16 protein-coding genes are annotated in these 16830 nt (G+C 74.1%); 6 read left to right on the top strand and 10 right to left on the bottom strand.

The window, feature by feature from the left end:
- Positions 1 to 90: 90 nt before the first annotated feature.
- Genes ACIQVZ_RS21980 through ACIQVZ_RS21970 form a run of 3 tightly spaced genes read right to left on the bottom strand, consistent with a single transcriptional unit; the run spans position 91 to position 2573 of the window.
- The gene (locus tag ACIQVZ_RS21980) at positions 91 to 1137 is read right to left on the bottom strand and encodes a hypothetical protein (protein ID WP_402452246.1); all 1047 of its coding nucleotides are present in this window, start codon (positions 1135 to 1137) and stop codon (positions 91 to 93) included.
- Between the two features lie 51 nt (positions 1138 to 1188).
- Positions 1189 to 1866, bottom strand: a complete 678-nt coding sequence (locus ACIQVZ_RS21975; protein WP_402452244.1) for a hypothetical protein — start codon at positions 1864 to 1866, stop codon at positions 1189 to 1191.
- A gap of 59 nt (positions 1867 to 1925) precedes the next feature.
- Positions 1926 to 2573, bottom strand: coding sequence for a class I SAM-dependent methyltransferase (locus tag ACIQVZ_RS21970; RefSeq protein WP_402452242.1), 648 nt, complete (start codon positions 2571 to 2573; stop codon positions 1926 to 1928).
- A 285-nt stretch (positions 2574 to 2858) separates the two neighbouring features.
- Here ACIQVZ_RS21970 and ACIQVZ_RS21965 point away from each other — a divergent pair, with 285 nt between their 5' ends.
- On the top strand, positions 2859 to 5198 hold the full coding sequence (locus tag ACIQVZ_RS21965) for a glycosyl hydrolase family 18 protein (protein WP_402452240.1): 2340 nt from the start codon (positions 2859 to 2861) through the stop codon (positions 5196 to 5198).
- Between the two features lie 75 nt (positions 5199 to 5273).
- Here ACIQVZ_RS21965 and ACIQVZ_RS21960 read toward each other — a convergent pair whose 3' ends face one another.
- Positions 5274 to 6044: a hypothetical protein gene (locus tag ACIQVZ_RS21960; protein ID WP_350879405.1), complete on the bottom strand. Its 771-nt coding sequence runs from the start codon at positions 6042 to 6044 to the stop codon at positions 5274 to 5276.
- A gap of 190 nt (positions 6045 to 6234) precedes the next feature.
- Between ACIQVZ_RS21960 and ACIQVZ_RS21955 the strand changes: the two genes are divergently transcribed.
- Positions 6235 to 6696, top strand: a complete 462-nt coding sequence (locus tag ACIQVZ_RS21955) for a hypothetical protein (RefSeq protein ID WP_402452237.1) — start codon at positions 6235 to 6237, stop codon at positions 6694 to 6696.
- A 646-nt stretch (positions 6697 to 7342) separates the two neighbouring features.
- On the opposite strand, the gene ACIQVZ_RS21950 is transcribed toward ACIQVZ_RS21955, so the two are convergent.
- The 4 genes from ACIQVZ_RS21950 to ACIQVZ_RS21935 all read right to left on the bottom strand — a co-directional run bounded on the left by ACIQVZ_RS21950 (position 7343) and on the right by ACIQVZ_RS21935 (position 12038).
- On the bottom strand, positions 7343 to 8752 hold the full coding sequence (locus ACIQVZ_RS21950) for a family 2B encapsulin nanocompartment shell protein (protein WP_350879407.1): 1410 nt from the start codon (positions 8750 to 8752) through the stop codon (positions 7343 to 7345).
- 525 nt (positions 8753 to 9277) lie between these two features.
- A complete protein-coding gene (locus ACIQVZ_RS21945) occupies positions 9278 to 9790 on the bottom strand; it encodes a hypothetical protein (RefSeq protein ID WP_363587458.1) in 513 nt (170 codons plus the stop codon).
- 220 nt (positions 9791 to 10010) lie between these two features.
- Positions 10011 to 11465: a PLP-dependent aminotransferase family protein gene (locus ACIQVZ_RS21940; RefSeq protein WP_402452235.1), complete on the bottom strand. Its 1455-nt coding sequence runs from the start codon at positions 11463 to 11465 to the stop codon at positions 10011 to 10013.
- Between the two features lie 54 nt (positions 11466 to 11519).
- Positions 11520 to 12038, bottom strand: a complete 519-nt coding sequence (locus tag ACIQVZ_RS21935; RefSeq protein ID WP_402452233.1) for a universal stress protein — start codon at positions 12036 to 12038, stop codon at positions 11520 to 11522.
- Between the two features lie 474 nt (positions 12039 to 12512).
- On the opposite strand from ACIQVZ_RS21935, the gene ACIQVZ_RS21930 reads away from it, so the two are divergent.
- Entirely contained in the window at positions 12513 to 12908 is a 396-nt protein-coding gene (locus ACIQVZ_RS21930; RefSeq protein ID WP_402452231.1) for a transglycosylase family protein, read from the top strand.
- Between the two features lie 136 nt (positions 12909 to 13044).
- On the opposite strand, the gene ACIQVZ_RS21925 is transcribed toward ACIQVZ_RS21930, so the two are convergent.
- Positions 13045 to 13992 carry a hypothetical protein gene (locus ACIQVZ_RS21925; RefSeq protein WP_402452228.1) on the bottom strand — a complete coding sequence of 316 codons (948 nt, stop codon included), beginning with the start codon at positions 13990 to 13992 and terminating at the stop codon, positions 13045 to 13047.
- 224 nt (positions 13993 to 14216) lie between these two features.
- On the opposite strand from ACIQVZ_RS21925, the gene ACIQVZ_RS21920 reads away from it, so the two are divergent.
- Positions 14217 to 14573: a hypothetical protein gene (locus ACIQVZ_RS21920; RefSeq protein ID WP_350879414.1), complete on the top strand. Its 357-nt coding sequence runs from the start codon at positions 14217 to 14219 to the stop codon at positions 14571 to 14573.
- Between the two features lie 25 nt (positions 14574 to 14598).
- On the opposite strand, the gene ACIQVZ_RS21915 is transcribed toward ACIQVZ_RS21920, so the two are convergent.
- Positions 14599 to 15189 carry a pyridoxamine 5'-phosphate oxidase family protein gene (locus tag ACIQVZ_RS21915; RefSeq protein ID WP_350879416.1) on the bottom strand — a complete coding sequence of 197 codons (591 nt, stop codon included), beginning with the start codon at positions 15187 to 15189 and terminating at the stop codon, positions 14599 to 14601.
- 206 nt (positions 15190 to 15395) lie between these two features.
- Here ACIQVZ_RS21915 and ACIQVZ_RS21910 point away from each other — a divergent pair, with 206 nt between their 5' ends.
- Positions 15396 to 16310, top strand: coding sequence for a helix-turn-helix domain-containing protein (locus tag ACIQVZ_RS21910; RefSeq protein WP_402452225.1), 915 nt, complete (start codon positions 15396 to 15398; stop codon positions 16308 to 16310).
- A 27-nt stretch (positions 16311 to 16337) separates the two neighbouring features.
- Positions 16338 to 16769: a VOC family protein gene (locus ACIQVZ_RS21905; RefSeq protein ID WP_350879418.1), complete on the top strand. Its 432-nt coding sequence runs from the start codon at positions 16338 to 16340 to the stop codon at positions 16767 to 16769.
- The last annotated feature ends 61 nt before the right edge of the window (positions 16770 to 16830 follow it).

The raw sequence follows: 16830 nt of genomic DNA, 5'->3' as shown, positions 1-16830 counted from the left end.
CCTGGGCCATCACCCCCACCACCACATAACGCAGGAGGGGCTGTCCCCAACCGGGACAGCCCCTCCACCAACAAGATCTTCAGGAGCCTTCTAGAGCGCGGGCGCGGGGATGCGCCAGAGGGCGGCGGGGTTGGCCTCGCCGCCCGGGGCGGACTCGAAGGCGATCCACTTCCCGTCCGGGGACCAGCTCGGCGCGCCGTCGTACGAGCCGTCGTCGCCGGTCACCCGGACGGGGCGGCCGCCGTCGGCCGCGACCACGAAGACCTGGGCGTTCGGCAGGCCGCCGAGGTCGGAGGAGAACACCAGGTACCGACCGTCCGGGGACCAGGTGGGATCGGTGTGCTCGCCCGGCACGTCGGTGACCTGGCGCAAGCCGGTGCCGTCCGCGCCGACCGTCCACAGCGCCCAGTTCTCGGCGCCGGCGGCGCGCCGCTGGAAGACGATCCGGTCGCCCCGGGGCGACCAGTTCGGCTGCCGGTTGTCGGTGCCGGTGCCCTTGCCGTCGACCAGCCGGAGGGGGGCGCCACCGTCGCGGCGGACCTTCCAGAGCGAGTCCTGTTCGGCGTCGTCGCCGTGCACGGCGGCGTGTTCCGGCTCCCAGCTCTCCTGGAAGACGATCCACACGCCGTCCGGGGAGAAGCTCGGCTCGCTGTAGCCGCTGTTGTCCTCGTGCCGGGTGACCCGCTCGGGGCTGCCGCCGGGCGTCATCAGCCAGACCTCGTCGTGGCCGGACTCCCGGTCGGTGGCGAAGGTGAAGGCACCGGTGGCGGCGTTCCAGCTGGTGCCCGGGAGGTTGACGGCGGCCTTGTCGGGATCCTCCAGGACCTTCTGCGGCGTGCGGGCGCCGTCCAGCGGCAGCACCCCGAGGGCGGCGGCGCCCTTGTTGTAGCCCTCGCTGAACTCGGTCAGCAGCACCGAGCGGCCGTCCGGGGCGAAGGCGGGGTTCTGGGCGCTGCGACCGCCCTCGGCCCGGTAGAGCAGTTCGGCGCCGTCGGCCCGGCGCTCGCCCCCGGTCGGCGGCGCGCCGCTGCCCCGGGTCGGCCGGGGCTGCGGCCCGCCCTCGGAGCCGGATTCGGCGCAGCCGGACAGCAGCAGCACCGTGACGGCCGCGGCGGTGAAGAACGTGCGAGTCCTCATGACTCACAAGCTAGTTGACGCTTCGTCATATCGCGTACGCCCGCAGGCGGATCAGGCGTCGCCGTCCAGCAGGTGCTGGCGGACCTCCTGGAAGGTCCAGGCCCCGCCGGCCGGGCGGGCGAACACCCAGACCAGGTCGAAGCGGTCCGGCCAGGTGGCGGGCGCGCCGCTGCCGGCGGCGCCGAGCGCCTCGACGATCCGCGGGATCCGCGAGTGCTCCCAGCAGATCAGCACCGGCTGGGGCCCCGCCAGGGCGGCGCCGGCCAGCGCCGTCTCCTGGGACTCGGCATACCCGGTGTCGACGGTCAGCCCGAGCTTGGCGGCGAGCGGGGTGACGGTCTGCCGCATCCGGTGCGCCCCCGCCAGTGGACCCTGGTCGGCGGCGGCGAGGATCCGGGCGGGGGTGCGCAGGCCGGGGGCGGGCGGGGCGAACAGGGTGGGCAGCGCCCGGGCGCGGGACCAGCCGCGCTCGGTCAGGGACTTGCCGTCGTGCCCACCGTTCTCGTCCAGTCCCGGGTGGCTGCCGTCCGGCTTCTCGCCGTGCCGGATGATCATCACCAGGGCCTCACCACCCGCGTCGCTCGCCCTGGCCGCGGCGGCCTCCTTGCCCGCCTTCCGGCCGGCCTTGCCGGAGGAGGCCGAGCAGCCCGCCAGCAGCACCGGAGCGGCGATCGCCAGGCCGGTGAGCAGGGTGCGCCGGGCCGGCCGCGCCGCCACTCGGTGCTCCACCACTCGGCTCCCCACCACTCGGCCCCCGATCACCTGGTCCCCCGCCACTCGCTGTCCCGTCACTCGGCACCCCGCTCCAGGCGCACCAGCGCGTCGACCGCGACGCCGTCACCCTCGCCCTTGTGCCCGGGCTCCGGGCCGACCGTCCGGTGCACCCGTTCGGCCCGGACGGTGCGCAGGCCGCGGTCCGCGAGGTCGGCGAGGACGTCCTCCGGGGTGAACAGCACGGCCGGGTCCTGCGGGCCGCCGACGCCCTCGGTGAGGTTGCTCAGGTCGTGCCCGACCACCAGCAGGGTGCCGCCGGGAGCGAGCGCGGCGGCGGCGCGGCGCAGCGCGGCCCGCCGGTCCTGGGCGGGGACCTGGAGGTAGGCGACCAGGATCAGGTCGTAGCCGGCGGCGGGGGCCTCGAAGGTGCGGGCGTCGCCGTGGCGCCAGGTGAGCCGGTCGGCGACCTCGTCGGGCAGGTCGGCGGTGAGCCGCTCGGCACGTTCCAGGGCGACGGCGGAGTAGTCCAGCCCGGTGACCTCCCAGCCCCGGCCGGCCAGCCAGATGGCGTTGCGGCCTTCGCCGGCGGCCAGGTCGAGGGCGTGGCCGGGGGTGTGGGCCGGGGTGAGGCCGGCCAGTTCGCGGACCACCCAGCGGTTGGGCTCCGCGCCCCACACCAGCTCGGTCGCGGCGTAGCGGTCGTCCCAGTCCTGGCTGTCCATCGCGAGTCCTCCGTTCGGCGGGCCTGCTCCGCAGCGGTCAACCTACCGGGCCCGGGCGTCGGCGGCCCGGAACGGTCCAGCGGGCGGACACCCTTGACGGCGAATATTGGTCCAGTCCAATCTGTGATGTCGTGACGCGAGCGGGTCAGCCGGCCCGCCGCGCTCGCCGTCCGTACGTCGGCACGCTCCACCTGCCCGCGCGCCCCCACAGCGCCCGGGCGGCTCCCCCGGCCCACCCCGGGCCACGCACCGCCGGAACCCCCACACATCCGGAGGACACACCGCATGCACGACCGCGTCATGCCCGCACGGCCCACCCAGGCCGCCGGGCGCCGGACCGCTCCGCGCAGACGGGCCCTGGCCCTGGCCCTCGCCGCCACGCTCAGCACCAGCGGCGCCGCCCTCGCCCTGCCCCTCAGCCCCGCCTCGGCCGCCCCGGTGAACCTGCTGGCCAACGGCGACTTCGAGGCCGGCACCCTGGCCGGCTGGACCTGCGCCAACGGCTCCGTCGTCACCACTCCGGTACACGGCGGGAGTTACGCGCTCAGCGGCGCGGCCTCGGCCTCCGACACCGCGCAGTGCCAGCAGACCGTCACCGTCCAGCCGAACACCGCGTACACCCTGTCCGGCTTCGTCCAGGGCAGCTACGTCTACCTCGGCGCCACCGGGACGGGCGTCAACTCCTCGGTGTGGACACCCGGCGGCACCGGCTGGAACCAGCTGAGCACCACCTTCACCACCGGCGCCACCACCACCTCGGTGACGGTCTTCACCCACGGCTGGTACGGCACCGGCGCCTACTACGCCGACGACCTCAGCCTGACCGGCCCGGCCGGGCCCACCTCCACCGGCAGCCCGACGGCCACCGGAAGCCCGACGGCCTCCACCAGCCCCACCGCGTCCGGCAGCCCCACCACCTCGACCAGCCCCACCGCGAGCGGCAGCCCGACGGCCACCGGCAGCCCCACCGGGTCCGGCAGCCCGACCGCGACGGCCACCGCCAGCGGCCCGGCCGGGGACGGCAAGGTCACCACGCCCACCGGCGTCGGCGTCAGCAAGGTCACCGCGGGCGCCGTGGTGCTCACCTGGCAGCCCTCCACCCTGACCACCGGCGACGGCCCGATCGCCTACAAGGTGTGGTCCAACGGCCAGCTGGTCGCCACCTCGATGGGCACCTCCGTCGCCGTCAGCTCACTGCTGCCCGGCAAGGCGTACACCTTCAGCGTCCAGGGCTACTCCGGCTCCCACGCCTCGGCCCAGTCCGCCGCGGTGAGCACCACGACGGCCGCCGCCCCCGCGCAACAGCCCGTCCGCTCGGCCTACTTCGACCAGTGGGGCGTCTACGAGAACGCGTACTACCCGAAGAACGTCGACACCAGCGGCGCCGCGGGCAAGCTGGACGTCATCCACTACGCGTTCGCCAACATCGACCCCACCAAGCTCACCTGCTTCCAGGCGGTGAAGGCCTCCGACTCGACCAACGAGAACAACCCCAACGCCGGTGACGGCGCGGGCGACGCCTACGCCGACTACCAGTCCGACTACAACTCCGGCACCAGCGTGGACGGCAGCAGCGACACCTGGGAGCAGCCGCTCAAGGGCAACTTCAACCAGCTGCGCCAGCTCAAGGCCAAGTACCCGAACCTGCGGTTCACCATCTCGATCGGCGGCTGGACGTACTCCAAGTACTTCTCCGACGCGGCCGCCACCGACGCCTCCCGGAAGACCTTCGTCTCCTCCTGCGTCGACATGTTCCTCAAGGGGAACCTGCCGACCGGCGTCGCGGGCGACGCCTCCGGCGGCGCGGCCACGGCGGCCGGCATCTTCGACGGCGTCGACCTCGACTGGGAGTACCCGGGCTCGGCCGGCGGCCACACCGGCAACCACTACTCCCCCGCCGACAAGCAGAACTTCACCCTCCTGCTCAAGGAGTTCCGCACCCAGCTGGACGCGCTCGGCTCCGCCCAGGGCAAGCGCTACCTGCTGTCCGCCGCCCTGCCCAGCGGCCAGGACAAGATCGCCCAGCTGGAGACCGACAAGATCGGCAACTACCTCGACTACGCCGACGTCATGTCCTACGACATGCACGGCGCCTGGGACGCCAAGGGCCCGACCAACCACCAGGACCCGCTGCACGACAGCCCGGCCGACCCGACCACGCCGATCACCCCCGGCACCCGCAAGTACAACGTGGACACCATGCTCGCCGCGTACACCACCGGCCTGCCCGAGTACGGCATCCCCGGCGGCTTCCCGGCCAACAAGCTGGTGCTCGGCATCCCGTTCTACTGGCGCGGCTGGACGGGCGTCCCGGCCGGCTCCAACTACGGCCTGTACCAGAGCGCGACCGGCCCGACGGCCGCCAAGCCGCTGAGCCAGGAGGCCGGACTGGCCGCCTGGAAGGAGCTCAACCCGACCGCCGCCACCACCCACTGGGACCCGATCACCGAGAGCAGCTGGGTCTACGACGGCACCAACTTCTGGACCGGCGACACCCCGCAGGCCATCCAGGCGCGCGGGGCCTACACCAAGAGCAAGGGCCTGGGCGGCCTGTTCGCCTTCTCCCTGGAGAACGACGACGCCTCCGGCACGCTGCTCAACTCCATGGACGGCAGCCTGCGCTGACGTCCGGCACGCCGGTGGGCCCGCGCGCAGATCCGCGCGGGCCCACCGGCTTCGGCGAGGTTCGGCGGGCCCTGCTCAGCCCTTGAGCCCGAGGGAGGGGAACAGGTCGACGAACGGCTGGGTCGTCACCGAGACGCTCCGGCCGAACGGATCGTCGAAGTCCCAGATCATGAACAGCAGGAACGCGATCAGCGCGCTGAAGCAGCCCGCCAGGATCAACTCCCTCGGCGTGCGCCGGATCTGGAGCGCGAACAGCATGCCGACGGTCACCACGGCACCGGTGATCAGGCCGAACCAGACGACCCCGGGCATGGTCGGCCCGGCGTTCTGCCCGCGCGAGTTGCGGGCGTCGTCGGCCTGGCTGATCCGGTCCATGATCGGCTGGTAGGACTGCGACTCCAGCTCGGAGGCCGGCGGCCGGGTGGCGACGTCCACCCGCAGCTTGTCCAGCAGTTCGGTGCCCTTGTCGGAGATCTCGCCGTTCTTGCGCATGTAGTCCCACTCGACCTTCACCACGTACGAGACGTAGGCGTCCACGTCGGCCCGGACCTGGTCGCGGAACTCGGCCGGGTAGACCACCGCCCGGTCGCTCACCTCCTGCAACGACTGCGCCTCCCGGAACAGGTCGTCCTGGGCGGCGCCGCGCGCCTCCCAGACCCCCGCGAGGGCGAGACCGAGGACGATCGCGTAGACCACGCCGATCATCATCGTGATGTAGTCGATGACGTCCGGGGTCTCGTCGACGTTCTTCTCGGTGCCCACCCGGCGGTGCCGCAGCACCACCACCGCCACCACGACGGCACAGGCCGCCGCCATCGCGACGGCCAGCGCCAACCATTCGGACATGGGAACTCCCTTCTCTGGCTCGGCTTGTGACGGAACAAAGGGTCGAGGCCGGCCCCGGGCCGGGCAGGTCGGGCTCCAGGGCCGGACCGGGGGCCGGGGCGGGCCGCCTCGGCGGGGCGGTCAGGACCGCCCGGAACGGCCGCGTCCACGGCCCGGGCGCAGGGCCGCCGCCGCCAGGATGGCGGGCACGGTGACCAGCAGCATGGTGGTCGTCGCCGGGGCGTTGTGGTGGTGCTGCAGCGGGGCCGGCGGCTGCGCCGCCCGCACGTGGTACACGGGTTGCGCCGCCGGGGTCGGCCACGGCGGGCTCGGGCGCACCGGGCTCGGCGCGTCCGGACTGGGAGCCGCCGGGGCCGGCGCCGGGGGAGCCGCCGGGGCCGGCGCCGGGGGCGCGGGCGGGTTCGGCGCGGGCGGCGGAGGGGGCGCGGGTGCCGCCGGCGGAGGGGTGGGCCCGGGTGTCCTGCTGGGAACCGGCGTTGTCGGCGCGGGGGTCGGCGACTGCGTGGGGACGGGTGTCGGAGCCGGACTGGGCTTCGACGTCGGCGAGGGCGTCGGCGTGGCGCTCGGCGACGGGTCCGCCGTCGGGCTGGGCGTGTGGGTGGGGCTCGGCGTCGGCGTCGGCGTGGGGCTCGGGCAGGGGTACGGGTGGTGATGGTGGTGGTGCCACCAGCCCCCGTGCCACCAGTCCCCGTCGTGATCCCCGTCGTGGTCCCGGTCGTCTCCCCCGCCATGGCCCCCGTGCCCGCCGCACGGGTGGTGCCAGCGCGGGAGCTCGGGGCCCTCGGCCTTCGGGGCGACGGTGACGCCGACCTGGACGTCCACGTCGACCCCGACGCTCACGCCCCCGCCCGGCCCGACCTGCACCGACACGTCCGTCCCGGTGCAGACGCAGGAGTCGACGGTCGTACCGTGCCGCTGCTCCCCGCCGCCGTGGCGTCCGGCGCCGGCCGCCGAGGCGCCGCCGACCAGGGCGCACATCGCGACCACGCCGACCGCGGCGCCGATCAGCCTGGTCCGCCGACCGGAGGCCGCACCCCCACCGCCGTCCAGCGATATCCGTCGGGACTGCCGGCGCTGCGGCATGGGCTCCACTCACCTCTCGGGTCGCCGGGGACGGGATCAGAACAGGGCGATCCGCCCGGCCCGCACGGAGAACGCGGACAGGCGCGATCGGACATGATCAGACGTGATGGGGCACGATCAGGCGGACGGCCCGCCTTCGGGGGCGGGCCGTCCGTCATCAGGTCAAACGATCTTCGAGCCGGCCGGTTACGGCCCGGCCCCGCTGTCGGCCGTCCTCAGTGGCGGCGGTGCGCGATCTCGACGTTCTCCAGGACGCCGACCGCGTCCGGCACCAGGATCGCGGCCGAGTAGTAGGCGCTGACCAGGTAGGAGATGATCGCCTTCTCGTCGATGCCCATGAAGCGGACCGACAGCGACGGCTGGTACTCGTCCGGGATGCCGTTCTGGTGCAGGCCGATGACGCCCTGGTTGTCCTCACCGGTACGGATCACCAGGATGGAGCTGGTGTTCTCCTTGGTGATCGGGATCTTGTTGCACGGCAGGATCGGCACCCCGCGCCAGGCCGGCACCTGCTGCCCGCCGAGGTCGACGTGGTGGGGGTACAGGCCGCGGGCGTTGAACTCGCGGCCGATCGCGGCGATCGTCTTCGGGTGGGCGAGCAGGTAGTCGGGGTCGCGGCGGCGGTTGAGCAGCTCGTCCAGGTCGTCCGGGGTGGGCGGGCCGGAGTGGGTCTGGATCCGCTGGTCGAAGTCGGCGTTGTTGAGCAGGCCGAACTCCGGGTTGTTGACCAGCTCGTGCTCCTGGCGCTCGCGCAGCGCCTCGATGGTCAGCCGGAGCTGGTGCTCGATCTGGTTCATCGGCTCGTTGTACAGGTCGGCGACGCGGGTGTGGACCTTGAGGATGGTCTGCGCGACGCTCAGCTCGTACTCACGGGGCTTGAGCTCGTAGTCCACGAAGGCTCCGGGCAGCTCGAACTCGCCGTGGTGGCCGGCCGACATGGCGATCTCGGCCTCGCCGCGCTCGTTCTGGGCCTGCTGCGGCAGGGCCAGGAACCCGAGCAGGTGCTCCTGGAGGCTCGGCGAGTTGTCCCGGATGGCGGCGAAGTCGCGGCGGGTCAGCGTGAGCGCGACGCCGGCGGTGGCGGTCGTGGCGGTGAACTCCCAGACGGCGTCCGGGTTCAGCAGGGCGTCGTCGCCGAAGCGGTCGCCGTCGCCGGCCACGCCGACCACGGTGTCGTCGCCGTACTTGCCCGTGCCGATCTTGTTGACCTTGCCGTGCGCGATCAGGAAGATCCGGTCGGCGGCCCCGCCCTGGGTGGTGAGCACCTCGCCGGGGCCGAAGTCGCGCTGCTCGCAGCGGTCGGCGAGGGCGGTCAGCACCTCCTCGTCCTCGAAGCCGCGCAGCAGGGCGAGCTCGCCCAGCTCGGCGGGGATCACCCGGACCTGGGAACCGGTCTTGATGAACTCGACCACACCGTTGCCGACGGTGTAGGTGAGCCGTCGGTTGACACGGTAGGCGCCACCGGCGGCCTGTACCCAGGGAAGCACCTTGAGCAGCCAGCGGGAGGTGATCTCCTGCATCTGCGGTGCGGACTTGGTCGTGGTGGCAAGGTTGCGGGCAGCGGCCGTCGTGAGGCTGGACTGCTGCGGGACCTGCGCTGTCTCCGGGCTCGTGTCCACGGGCATCGGCAGGGTTCTCCATTCATCTGGTCGGATCACGCGGTCAGGGTCGGACGGCGACTAGGTCACCCCTGTCCACCCCGACTGATGCCATGATGGATCATCAGATACGCGCATCGATGGTGGTGTTGGCGATTCATCGCGATCACGGCCACCGTCTCCCGGCGGCCCATCGGGAACCCTAGATCACCATCGCCCGACCGGGCCCGCGCGGAGGCCGACTACCCCCCGATAGGGTGAATCTGAAGCAGTCCCATTCCGCTCGGGCCCCGGGTCGCGAGAACATCCGTTCCCCGTCGCGGATCCCGCGCGACCGACACCCCGCCCGCGCGTGGACAGCGGGCAGTAGGCAGCGGACAGGCGGCGTACCTCCCGTACGACATCGGCGGGAGCGGACCGCCGCCGGGATCCGGGCACGCGAACGGCCCGTCAGGTGCCGGGACGGGGGCGGCCGGCACCTGACGGGGGATCGGGGATGCGCAGTGGGGGTGCGACGGGGAAGCGGCGAGGGAGCGCCGGTCGGGCGATGCGTCAGGCGCAGGCGATCTGACTGCCGGGGATGCCGACGATGCCGGAGTTCTTGGCCTCGCCCCCCTTGTACTCGTAGTACAGGTAGGAGTAGAAGTCGATCCTGGTCGCCGCGCCGCAGGTCGAGTCCGGCGCCACGGTGTAGGTGACCGTGAAGCTGCTCGTGGCACCGGGGGCGAGCGGCACGTTGTACCGGGCGATCCCGCCGTGGACGTTGTCACTGCAGCCGTTGGTCTGGGTGCCGCAGGCCGTGGCGGTGAACTTGAGGCCGTTCTCCAGACTGGTCTGGTAGGTCGGCTGAACGCTCTGGTACACGAACTGGATCGGCGTGTCGTACGGGTTGCTGAGCGTCAGGGTCAGGGTGAACTCGCCGCCCCGGACGGTCGTTTGCCGGTCGGAGACGGCCGTGAACGGCAACGGGGTGTCGGCCTGGGCGGGTGTGGCGGAGAGGAGCAGACCGACGGCGAGGGCCGGGCACGCGGCGAGGGCGACACGGCTCAAATGTGTTCTGCGCATGACCAAGGAGCGTAGGGCTCGGTACCGGTTCCGTTGCCCCGCTCCGCCCCGGTCCGTACCGACGCACGAGTCGGGGGCGGACACCGCGGACCACCCCGGCCGCGTTCCGCCCCCACTCCCCCGCCCGGGGCCCTATGCTTCGCCCGCCGCCCCGGACGGTCGGCCGGCGCCGGTCGCCCGGCGGTTCGGTGCCGGTCCGGACGCCCCGGGCCCGGCCGGTTCAGGCGGGCGGCGGCAGGATGTCGCAGAGCGCGGCGAGCGCCGCCGGGTAGGCGTGGTCGGGCGGCGTGGCGTAGCCCACGACCAGGCCGTCCATGGCCGGCATGGCCTCCGGGCCGATCCCCGGGTGCCGGAAGTCGGCGAGCCCGTCCAGGCCCAGGCCCCGGCGGGCGGCGGCCTGGAGCACCGCGTGCTCGGTGCCGGGCTCCAACCGCAGGACGGCGTGCAGGCCGGCCGCGACGCCGGAGACCCCGACGTGCGGGGCGCTCGCCGCCAGCGCGGCCACCAGCTGGTCCCGGCGCTCCCGGTAGCGGCGGCGCATCCGCCGCACGTGCCGGTCGTAGCCGCCGGAGTCGATCAGCTCGGCGAGGGTCAACTGGTCCAACGTGCTGGCCCAGCCCTCGCGTTCACCCTTGGCGGCGAGCACCCGGTCGACCAGGTGGTCCGGCAGCACCATCCAGCCGAGCCGCAGCGCCGGTGACAGGCTCTTGCTGACCGAGCCGAGGTAGACCACCCGCTCGGGGTCGAGCCCCTGGACGGCACCGACCGGCTGGCGGTCGTAGCGGAACTCGCCGTCGTAGTCGTCCTCCAGCAGCAGGCCGCCGCGCCCGCGCGCCCAGTCGACCACGGCGGCGCGGCGGCCGGCGTGCAGCGGTCCGCCGGTCGGGAACTGGTGGGCGGGGGTGAGCAGCGCCGTCCGGACGTCCTGACGGCGCGCCAACCCGCCCAGTCGGGCGCCGTGTTCGTCGACCGGAAGGGGCACGGTGGCGACCCCGGCGGTGGCCAGCAGCCCGCGGTGGAATCCCAGCCCGTACGCCTCGACGGCCAGCGGCCCGGTCGACTCGGGCGGCAGGGCGGGCGCCCCGCCGGCGAACAGCAGCCGCAGCGCGTGGGCGAAACCCGAGCAGACCACGATCCGGTCCGGGTCGGTGCGCACCCCGCGGACGCGGGCCAGGTAGTCGGCGAGGACGGTGCGCAGTTCGCGCCGGCCCTGCGGATCGCCGGGCCCGAAGGCCTCGTTGGGCGCCGCGGTCAGGGCCCGGCGGGCGGCGGCCAGCCAGGCGGTGCGCGGGAAGGACGCGGCGTCCGGCTGGCCCTGGCGCAGGTCGTGGACGGGCCCCGGCCGCAGGGAGGGCCGAGGGGACGGGCTCGGCGGGACGGGTTCGGCGCGCTCGGCGACGGCGGTGCCGGAGCCCTGACGGGCGGTCAGCCAGCCTTCCGCGACGAGTTCGGCGTACGCCTCGGCGGCGGTGTTGCGGGCCAGCCCGAGGTCGGCGGCGAGCGCGCGGTACGGCGGCAGTCGGGTGCCGGGTGCGAGCCGGCCGCTGCGGATCGCCTCGCGCAGGGCCGCCATCAGCGCGGCACGGCGGCCCCCGACGGCGGGGAGGTCGAGGTGCAGGTCGCTGCCGGTCGGGTGGGCGGGCCCGGTGGGGTGCGCGCCCGGCGTTTCCGTCATGGTCACGCACCCTACCCGCCGCCGCCGGGCCCCCCGCCGGGCGGCCCGGCCGCGCTACGGCACCACGGTGACCGGCCAGCGGCCCGCCTTGACCAGGCGGACGGCGACCGAGCCGATCACCCGGTGCCCGGCCTGCTCGGAGGCGCCGACCACGACGGCGTCGGCGCGCAGTTCGTCCGCGAGCTTGGCCAGCCCCGTATAGGGGTCGCCCCGCATGGTGAGGAAGCGCCATTCCACCCGCCACACCTCCTTCACGTGGTGCTCGGCCTCGCGCAGGGCGGCCAGCAGCTCGTCGGCGATCTCCTGGGTGGTCTCCTCCACCGCGGCGCCGGCCAGCGCGGTGGCCGCGCCCAGGATCGGCTGGACGTACGCGACCGCGAGGGTGGCGCCCTGGCGGCGGGCGAGCCCGGCGGCGTAGGCGGTGGCGCGCCAGGAGGAGTCGGAGCCGTCCAGCCCCGCCAGGATCACCTTGGGCCCGTCCGTCCCCAGTTCGAAGCCCGCGGGGGCCGCCGCCCCGGGCTCCCCGGCGGCGCCGACGGCCTCCACGTCCTCTGCATCGCTCTCGTTGCTCATGGCCCCGAGGCTATGCCCGCCACCGTGCGTGAGCGGAGGGGGGCCTCCCGGTGAGCGTTGTGGTGCGGGCCACCCGGGGCGCCGGACGGTGCGGCGATTTCGCCACCGGGGGCTCGCGGGGCGTCACGCGCTGTCGACGATGTGCGCGGGCTCACACGGCGTTCGGCGTGACGCAGGCCACTTCGCCGGGTGGTTTGATCTTGCAAATGGTGGCAAATCGGGCCAAATCATGTCATTTCCTTGATCCTTACGCCCGGTAACAGCCCCCTGACGTGCCTAAACCTCCAAATCCTTGAAACCGCCTCAATCGCCCCCGTACCTTCGAATCCGTTGCACCAAGCACTCCGCTCCGGTCGGCTTCACCGCCCCGGAACCGGAACGGTGCCGGACCACGCGAGTGACGTGTCCCCCGAAACCAACGGCCTTCCGAGGGCCTGGTTCCGCGCGCTCGCAGCCTCCTCCGAAAGGACCCGCATGACCTTCCGTAACGAGACTGCCGCTGCCACCACCACCGCCACCCCGAAGCGCCGCAACCGCGTCCGGATGGCTCTGATGGCCGGGGCGATCACCGCCCTGCCGGTCGCCGGCCTCGTCACGGCCACCAGCGCCTCCGCCGCGCCGGCCACCGTCTGGGACAAGGTCGCCTCCTGCGAGGCCACCGGCAACTGGGCCGTCAACTCCGGCAACGGCTTCTTCGGCGGCCTGCAGTTCACCTCCAGCACCTGGGCCGCCTTCGGTGGCACCGCGTACGCCCCGCAGGCCCACCAGGCCACCAAGGAGCAGCAGATCGCCATCGGCGAGAAGGTCCTCGCCTCGCAGGGCCCCGGCGCCTGGCCGATCTGCTCCGTCAAGGCCGGTCTGGGCAAGTAGTCCCCACCCCCCGGCCCGCCTGTCCCGGGCCCCCGACGCCGCCGCACCCTCCCCGGGTGCGGCGGCGTCGTCGCGTTCCCGCCCGCTGCGGCCGACCGCACGCGCCGGTCCGCGGACGGCGGTCGAGCGAGCCGGGCTACCGGACCGGGGCCCGTTCCGGACCGCCGCCGGGCGGGCCGCCGGCCGCCACCGTCACCGTCACCGAGAAGTCGGTGTGCCAGTCGGGCGAGGGGCAGTCCTCCCGCCCGGCCACGTCCAGCGTCCCGCCGGGCAGCACCTGGCCGGCGGTCGTCGCCGGATCGATCACCACGGCCGGGTCGATGAAGATCGCGTCGTGGTAGCGCGGCCCGACCCCGTAGTGACAGGTCAGGGTCCGCGGCCCGGTGGCCGTGCAGCCGGACGGCGTCGGGCTGGTCAGTGTGGTGTGCTCCGGCACGGTGATCCGCACGTCGATCGGGTGGGTCGAGTACGACGGACCCGCGTTGTACACCCACAGCGGCAGGTCGATGGTGGCCCCGGGTGCGCCGGTGAGGTCGCCCGGCTGCGGCACCGGGTGCCCGGCCTGCCAGGCGGAGGAGGCGCCGACCATGAAGTGGGCCTGGGTGTCGGCGGTGGTGAAGCTGTACGGCGTGGTGTGGCCGGACTGGTCCGGGTCGCCCGGGTAGAAGGCCTGCACGTCACCGCTGATCGTGGTGAACGGAGAGGTGATCGGCGCCACGTACAGCGACAGCCGCTCCACGGACGTGGCCCCCGGCGCCAGGCCGGCCGGGACGGCGTAGGAGCTGCCCGTCCCGAAGTACGTCAGCTCCACCGGCGGGTCGGCCGACTTCACCACGCCCGGCGGGGGCAGATGCACGACCACCAGGGTCGGATCGGTGGTCGCCGCCGGGCCCTGGTTGGTGACGCGCACCTCCAGGATCCCGCTCTCGCCCGGGACCACCGGGCCCCGGGGCGGGCAGAGTTCGACGGACAGCCGCGCGGTCGCCGACCGCTCCGCGCGCGGGGCGGCGACGGCCTGGACCGGCCAGGCCATGAGGACTGCGGAGAGCGCGGCCAGGGCGGCCGCACGCAGGGTTCGTATCATGACCATCACGCTCCCCCCATCCGACACGCAGGGCAACCGGATGACTGCCGTCCGTAGCGCGACCCGCGGCGCCGTTCCGCTCCGGCACGAGCCGCCCCGGGGGCCCGAGCGAGTACCGAGGTGGCGACGTTCCGGCCGCGAGCCGGTCACGAACCGATCCGGCGCACCGCACGGCAGGTACGGTCGGTTCGCCGGGACCGTAGGCGAATTCCACCGGGGGGATCATGCGCCGCACCTGGACCCTGCTCGTGCTCGTGGCCTCGCTCGGGCTGGCCGCCTGCGATCCGCACACCGATCCCGGCCGTACGCTGCCGCCGGACGACCGGCCCGGCTACGCGATCCCCGCACCCAGCCCGCCCCACCCGCCGATGCCCGAGCTGCGCGGCCAGACCGTCCTGGCGGCACGGGCGCTGCTGCCCCTCTGGTACCCGGTCAGCGTGCGGGACGCCGATCCGCGGGGGCGGGTCGTGGTGGTGCAGTGGGAGTGGCGGGTGTGCGGACAGAGCCCGGCGGCCGGCGAGGTGCTGACCGGGCAGGTGATCGGCCTGACGGTGATGCGCGTCGAGGAACCCTGCCCGTAGCGCGGGCCTGACGGAACGAGAGCCGCTACGTCCTGTCCGGCCGGGGCGGGAGCGGCAGCGGGAGAGCGGGGAGGCCGTCGATGCTGGTGCCGACGTACTGCTTGCCCTCGCAGTAGGTGCTGAACTCCTCCTCGTCCTTGCGGCCGAAGAACTGCGCGTGCAGCTCGCGGTCGGCGCGGTAGTCCATCAGCGGGACGGCGAACCCGCAGGAGTCGCTGACCCGTTCGGCCCGCACCAGCACGATCGCACGCAGCCCGGAGCCGTCGACGGCCGGGTCGAAGCGGCCCAACAGCCCGGCGAAGCGCGGGTCGTCACGGAACACCGGCTCGCCGCGGCCGTGCACCCGCACCACGGTCGGCGGGCCGTCGAAGGCGCACCACATCAGCGTGATCCGACCGTTCTCCCGCAGGTGAGCGATCGTCTCGGCGGTGGATCCGCCGAAGTCCAGGTAGGCGAGGGTGAGTTCGTCGATCACCACGAGCGTGCCGGAGCGGCCCTTGGGTGAGACGTTGACGTGCCCGTCGGTGGAGAGGGGCGCGGTCGCGACGAAGTAGACGGGCTGCCGTTCGATGAACTCCCGCAGCCTGCCGTCGATGCTCTCGTACTGCTTTCCCATGCCCACCAGTGTGCGCTCATCTCGCCTGGTAAGAAAGGATGATCCACCAAGCGAGACAGCCGCCCCACCGGGACGCCCGCAGGGCGGCCGAACTCGGCGGCCCCGGTGCGCGTTTGTCCAAGACACCCGCCCCCGCCGCGCGGCACCCTCGAAGGGCCCGGCCGGTACGGGGGACCGGCCGGGCCCGGGCGGTCGATACTGGGAACGTGACGACGGAAACCCCCGAGACGTCCCCAGCCGGCGCGGACACCGCCACCGGCCGGATCGACGAAGCCGTCCGCGCCCGGCCCGCGCCCGCGCTGCGCCCGTACGTGGCCTGGTACTCCGGGTACCGCCAGCGCGGCATCCCGCCCGCCCTGCACCGCGGCCTGCCGTCCCCGTACCTCACGTTCATCCTCACCCTGGACGAGCCGCTGGTGATCGCCGGGCACCCCGACCCGGCGCAGCCGCCCGGCAGTTACCCGACGCTGCTCGGCGGCCTGCACACCGGTCCGGCGCTGATCACCCACGACGGCCGGCAGTCCGGCGTGCAGATCGCCGTGCACCCGCTGGCCGCCCGGGCGCTGTTCGGGCTGCCCGCCGGCGAGCTGGCCGGGATCGACCTCCCGGCGGAGGAGGTGCTGGGGCGGCTCGGCCCGCGCCTCCAGGAGCAGTTGCGGTCCGCGCGCACCTGGTCCGAGCGCTTCGCCGTGCTGGACCGGACGCTGCTGCGGGCCGCCCGCCCGTCCGGGCAGGTGCCGCCGGAGGTCGGCTGGGCCTGGCGGGCGCTGCGGCGCAGCAACGGCGCCCTGCCGGTGGCGGCGCTGGCCCGGGAGACCGGCTGGAGCGCCCGGCACCTCCAGGAGCGGTTCCGCCGGGAGACCGGTCTGACGCCGAAGGCCGCCGCCCGGGTGATCCGCTTCGACCGGGCCCGCCATCTGCTGGCCGCCTCGCCGCCGCCCCGGCTCGGCGACCTGGCCGTCCGCTGCGGGTACTTCGACCAGGCGCACCTGGCCCGGGAGTTCCGCGCGTTGGCCGGGGCGGCGCCGAGCGCGTGGCTGGCGGCGGAGGGGCCGGAGGAGGCGAAGTTCCGAAACGTCCAAGGCGGGGCGGGTGCGGCGGCCGCAGAGTGGGAGGCGTAAGCAACCAGCCCCCCCGAGGAGACAGCCATGGACGGCACCGCCCCCGCCCCCCAGGTCTGGCCCAGCCTGCGCGCCACCGACGCCCGGGCCCTGATCCGCTTCCTGGTCGACGCCTTCGGCTTCCAGGAGGTCGTCGCCTACGGTGAGGGCGGGTTCGTCGCCCACGCCGAACTGGCCTGGCCGGAGGGCGGCGGCGTGATGCTGGGCTCCGACCGGGAGACGCCCGAGGGCGGCGCGCCCTGCCCGGGCCGGCCGGGCGGTTTCACCGCGTACGTGGTCACCGCGGACCCGGACGGCGTGCACGACCGCGCCGTCGCCGCCGGGGCCCGGATCACCACCGCGCTCACCGAGACGGACTACGGCTCGCGCGACTTCGCCGCCGCCGACCCGGAGGGCAACCAGTGGTACTTCGGCACCTACCGGGGTGCGCCGCGGCCCGCCGCCCCCGCGCGGGGCTGAGCGGCCCGCCTCCGACGCCGGTGGACCGGCTGCGCCCCCGCCGCCGCCCGGGCAGACTGGC

Source organism: Kitasatospora sp. NPDC098663 (genome assembly GCF_044760075.1).
Lineage (GTDB): Bacteria > Actinomycetota > Actinomycetes > Streptomycetales > Streptomycetaceae > Kitasatospora.
The sequence above is the reverse complement of the archived record's forward strand: the minus strand, read 5'-3'. Positions and strand labels throughout refer to the sequence as shown.

What these genes read in the sequence shown, in the direction of transcription:
- ACIQVZ_RS21980 (WP_402452246.1), bottom strand. Translation starts at nt 1,137, where the DNA reads ATGAGGACTCGCACGTTCTTCACCGCCGCGGCCGTCACGGTGCTGCTG.
- ACIQVZ_RS21970 (WP_402452242.1), bottom strand. Translation starts at nt 2,573, where the DNA reads ATGGACAGCCAGGACTGGGACGACCGCTACGCCGCGACCGAGCTGGTG.
- ACIQVZ_RS21965 (WP_402452240.1), top strand. Translation starts at nt 2,859, where the DNA reads ATGCACGACCGCGTCATGCCCGCACGGCCCACCCAGGCCGCCGGGCGC.
- ACIQVZ_RS21960 (WP_350879405.1), bottom strand. Translation starts at nt 6,044, where the DNA reads ATGTCCGAATGGTTGGCGCTGGCCGTCGCGATGGCGGCGGCCTGTGCC.
- ACIQVZ_RS21950 (WP_350879407.1), bottom strand. Translation starts at nt 8,752, where the DNA reads ATGCCCGTGGACACGAGCCCGGAGACAGCGCAGGTCCCGCAGCAGTCC.
- ACIQVZ_RS21945 (WP_363587458.1), bottom strand. Translation starts at nt 9,790, where the DNA reads ATGCGCAGAACACATTTGAGCCGTGTCGCCCTCGCCGCGTGCCCGGCC.
- ACIQVZ_RS21940 (WP_402452235.1), bottom strand. Translation starts at nt 11,465, where the DNA reads ATGACGGAAACGCCGGGCGCGCACCCCACCGGGCCCGCCCACCCGACC.
- ACIQVZ_RS21935 (WP_402452233.1), bottom strand. Translation starts at nt 12,038, where the DNA reads ATGAGCAACGAGAGCGATGCAGAGGACGTGGAGGCCGTCGGCGCCGCC.
- ACIQVZ_RS21930 (WP_402452231.1), top strand. Translation starts at nt 12,513, where the DNA reads ATGACCTTCCGTAACGAGACTGCCGCTGCCACCACCACCGCCACCCCG.
- ACIQVZ_RS21925 (WP_402452228.1), bottom strand. Translation starts at nt 13,992, where the DNA reads ATGATACGAACCCTGCGTGCGGCCGCCCTGGCCGCGCTCTCCGCAGTC.
- ACIQVZ_RS21920 (WP_350879414.1), top strand. Translation starts at nt 14,217, where the DNA reads ATGCGCCGCACCTGGACCCTGCTCGTGCTCGTGGCCTCGCTCGGGCTG.
- ACIQVZ_RS21915 (WP_350879416.1), bottom strand. Translation starts at nt 15,189, where the DNA reads ATGGGAAAGCAGTACGAGAGCATCGACGGCAGGCTGCGGGAGTTCATC.
- ACIQVZ_RS21905 (WP_350879418.1), top strand. Translation starts at nt 16,338, where the DNA reads ATGGACGGCACCGCCCCCGCCCCCCAGGTCTGGCCCAGCCTGCGCGCC.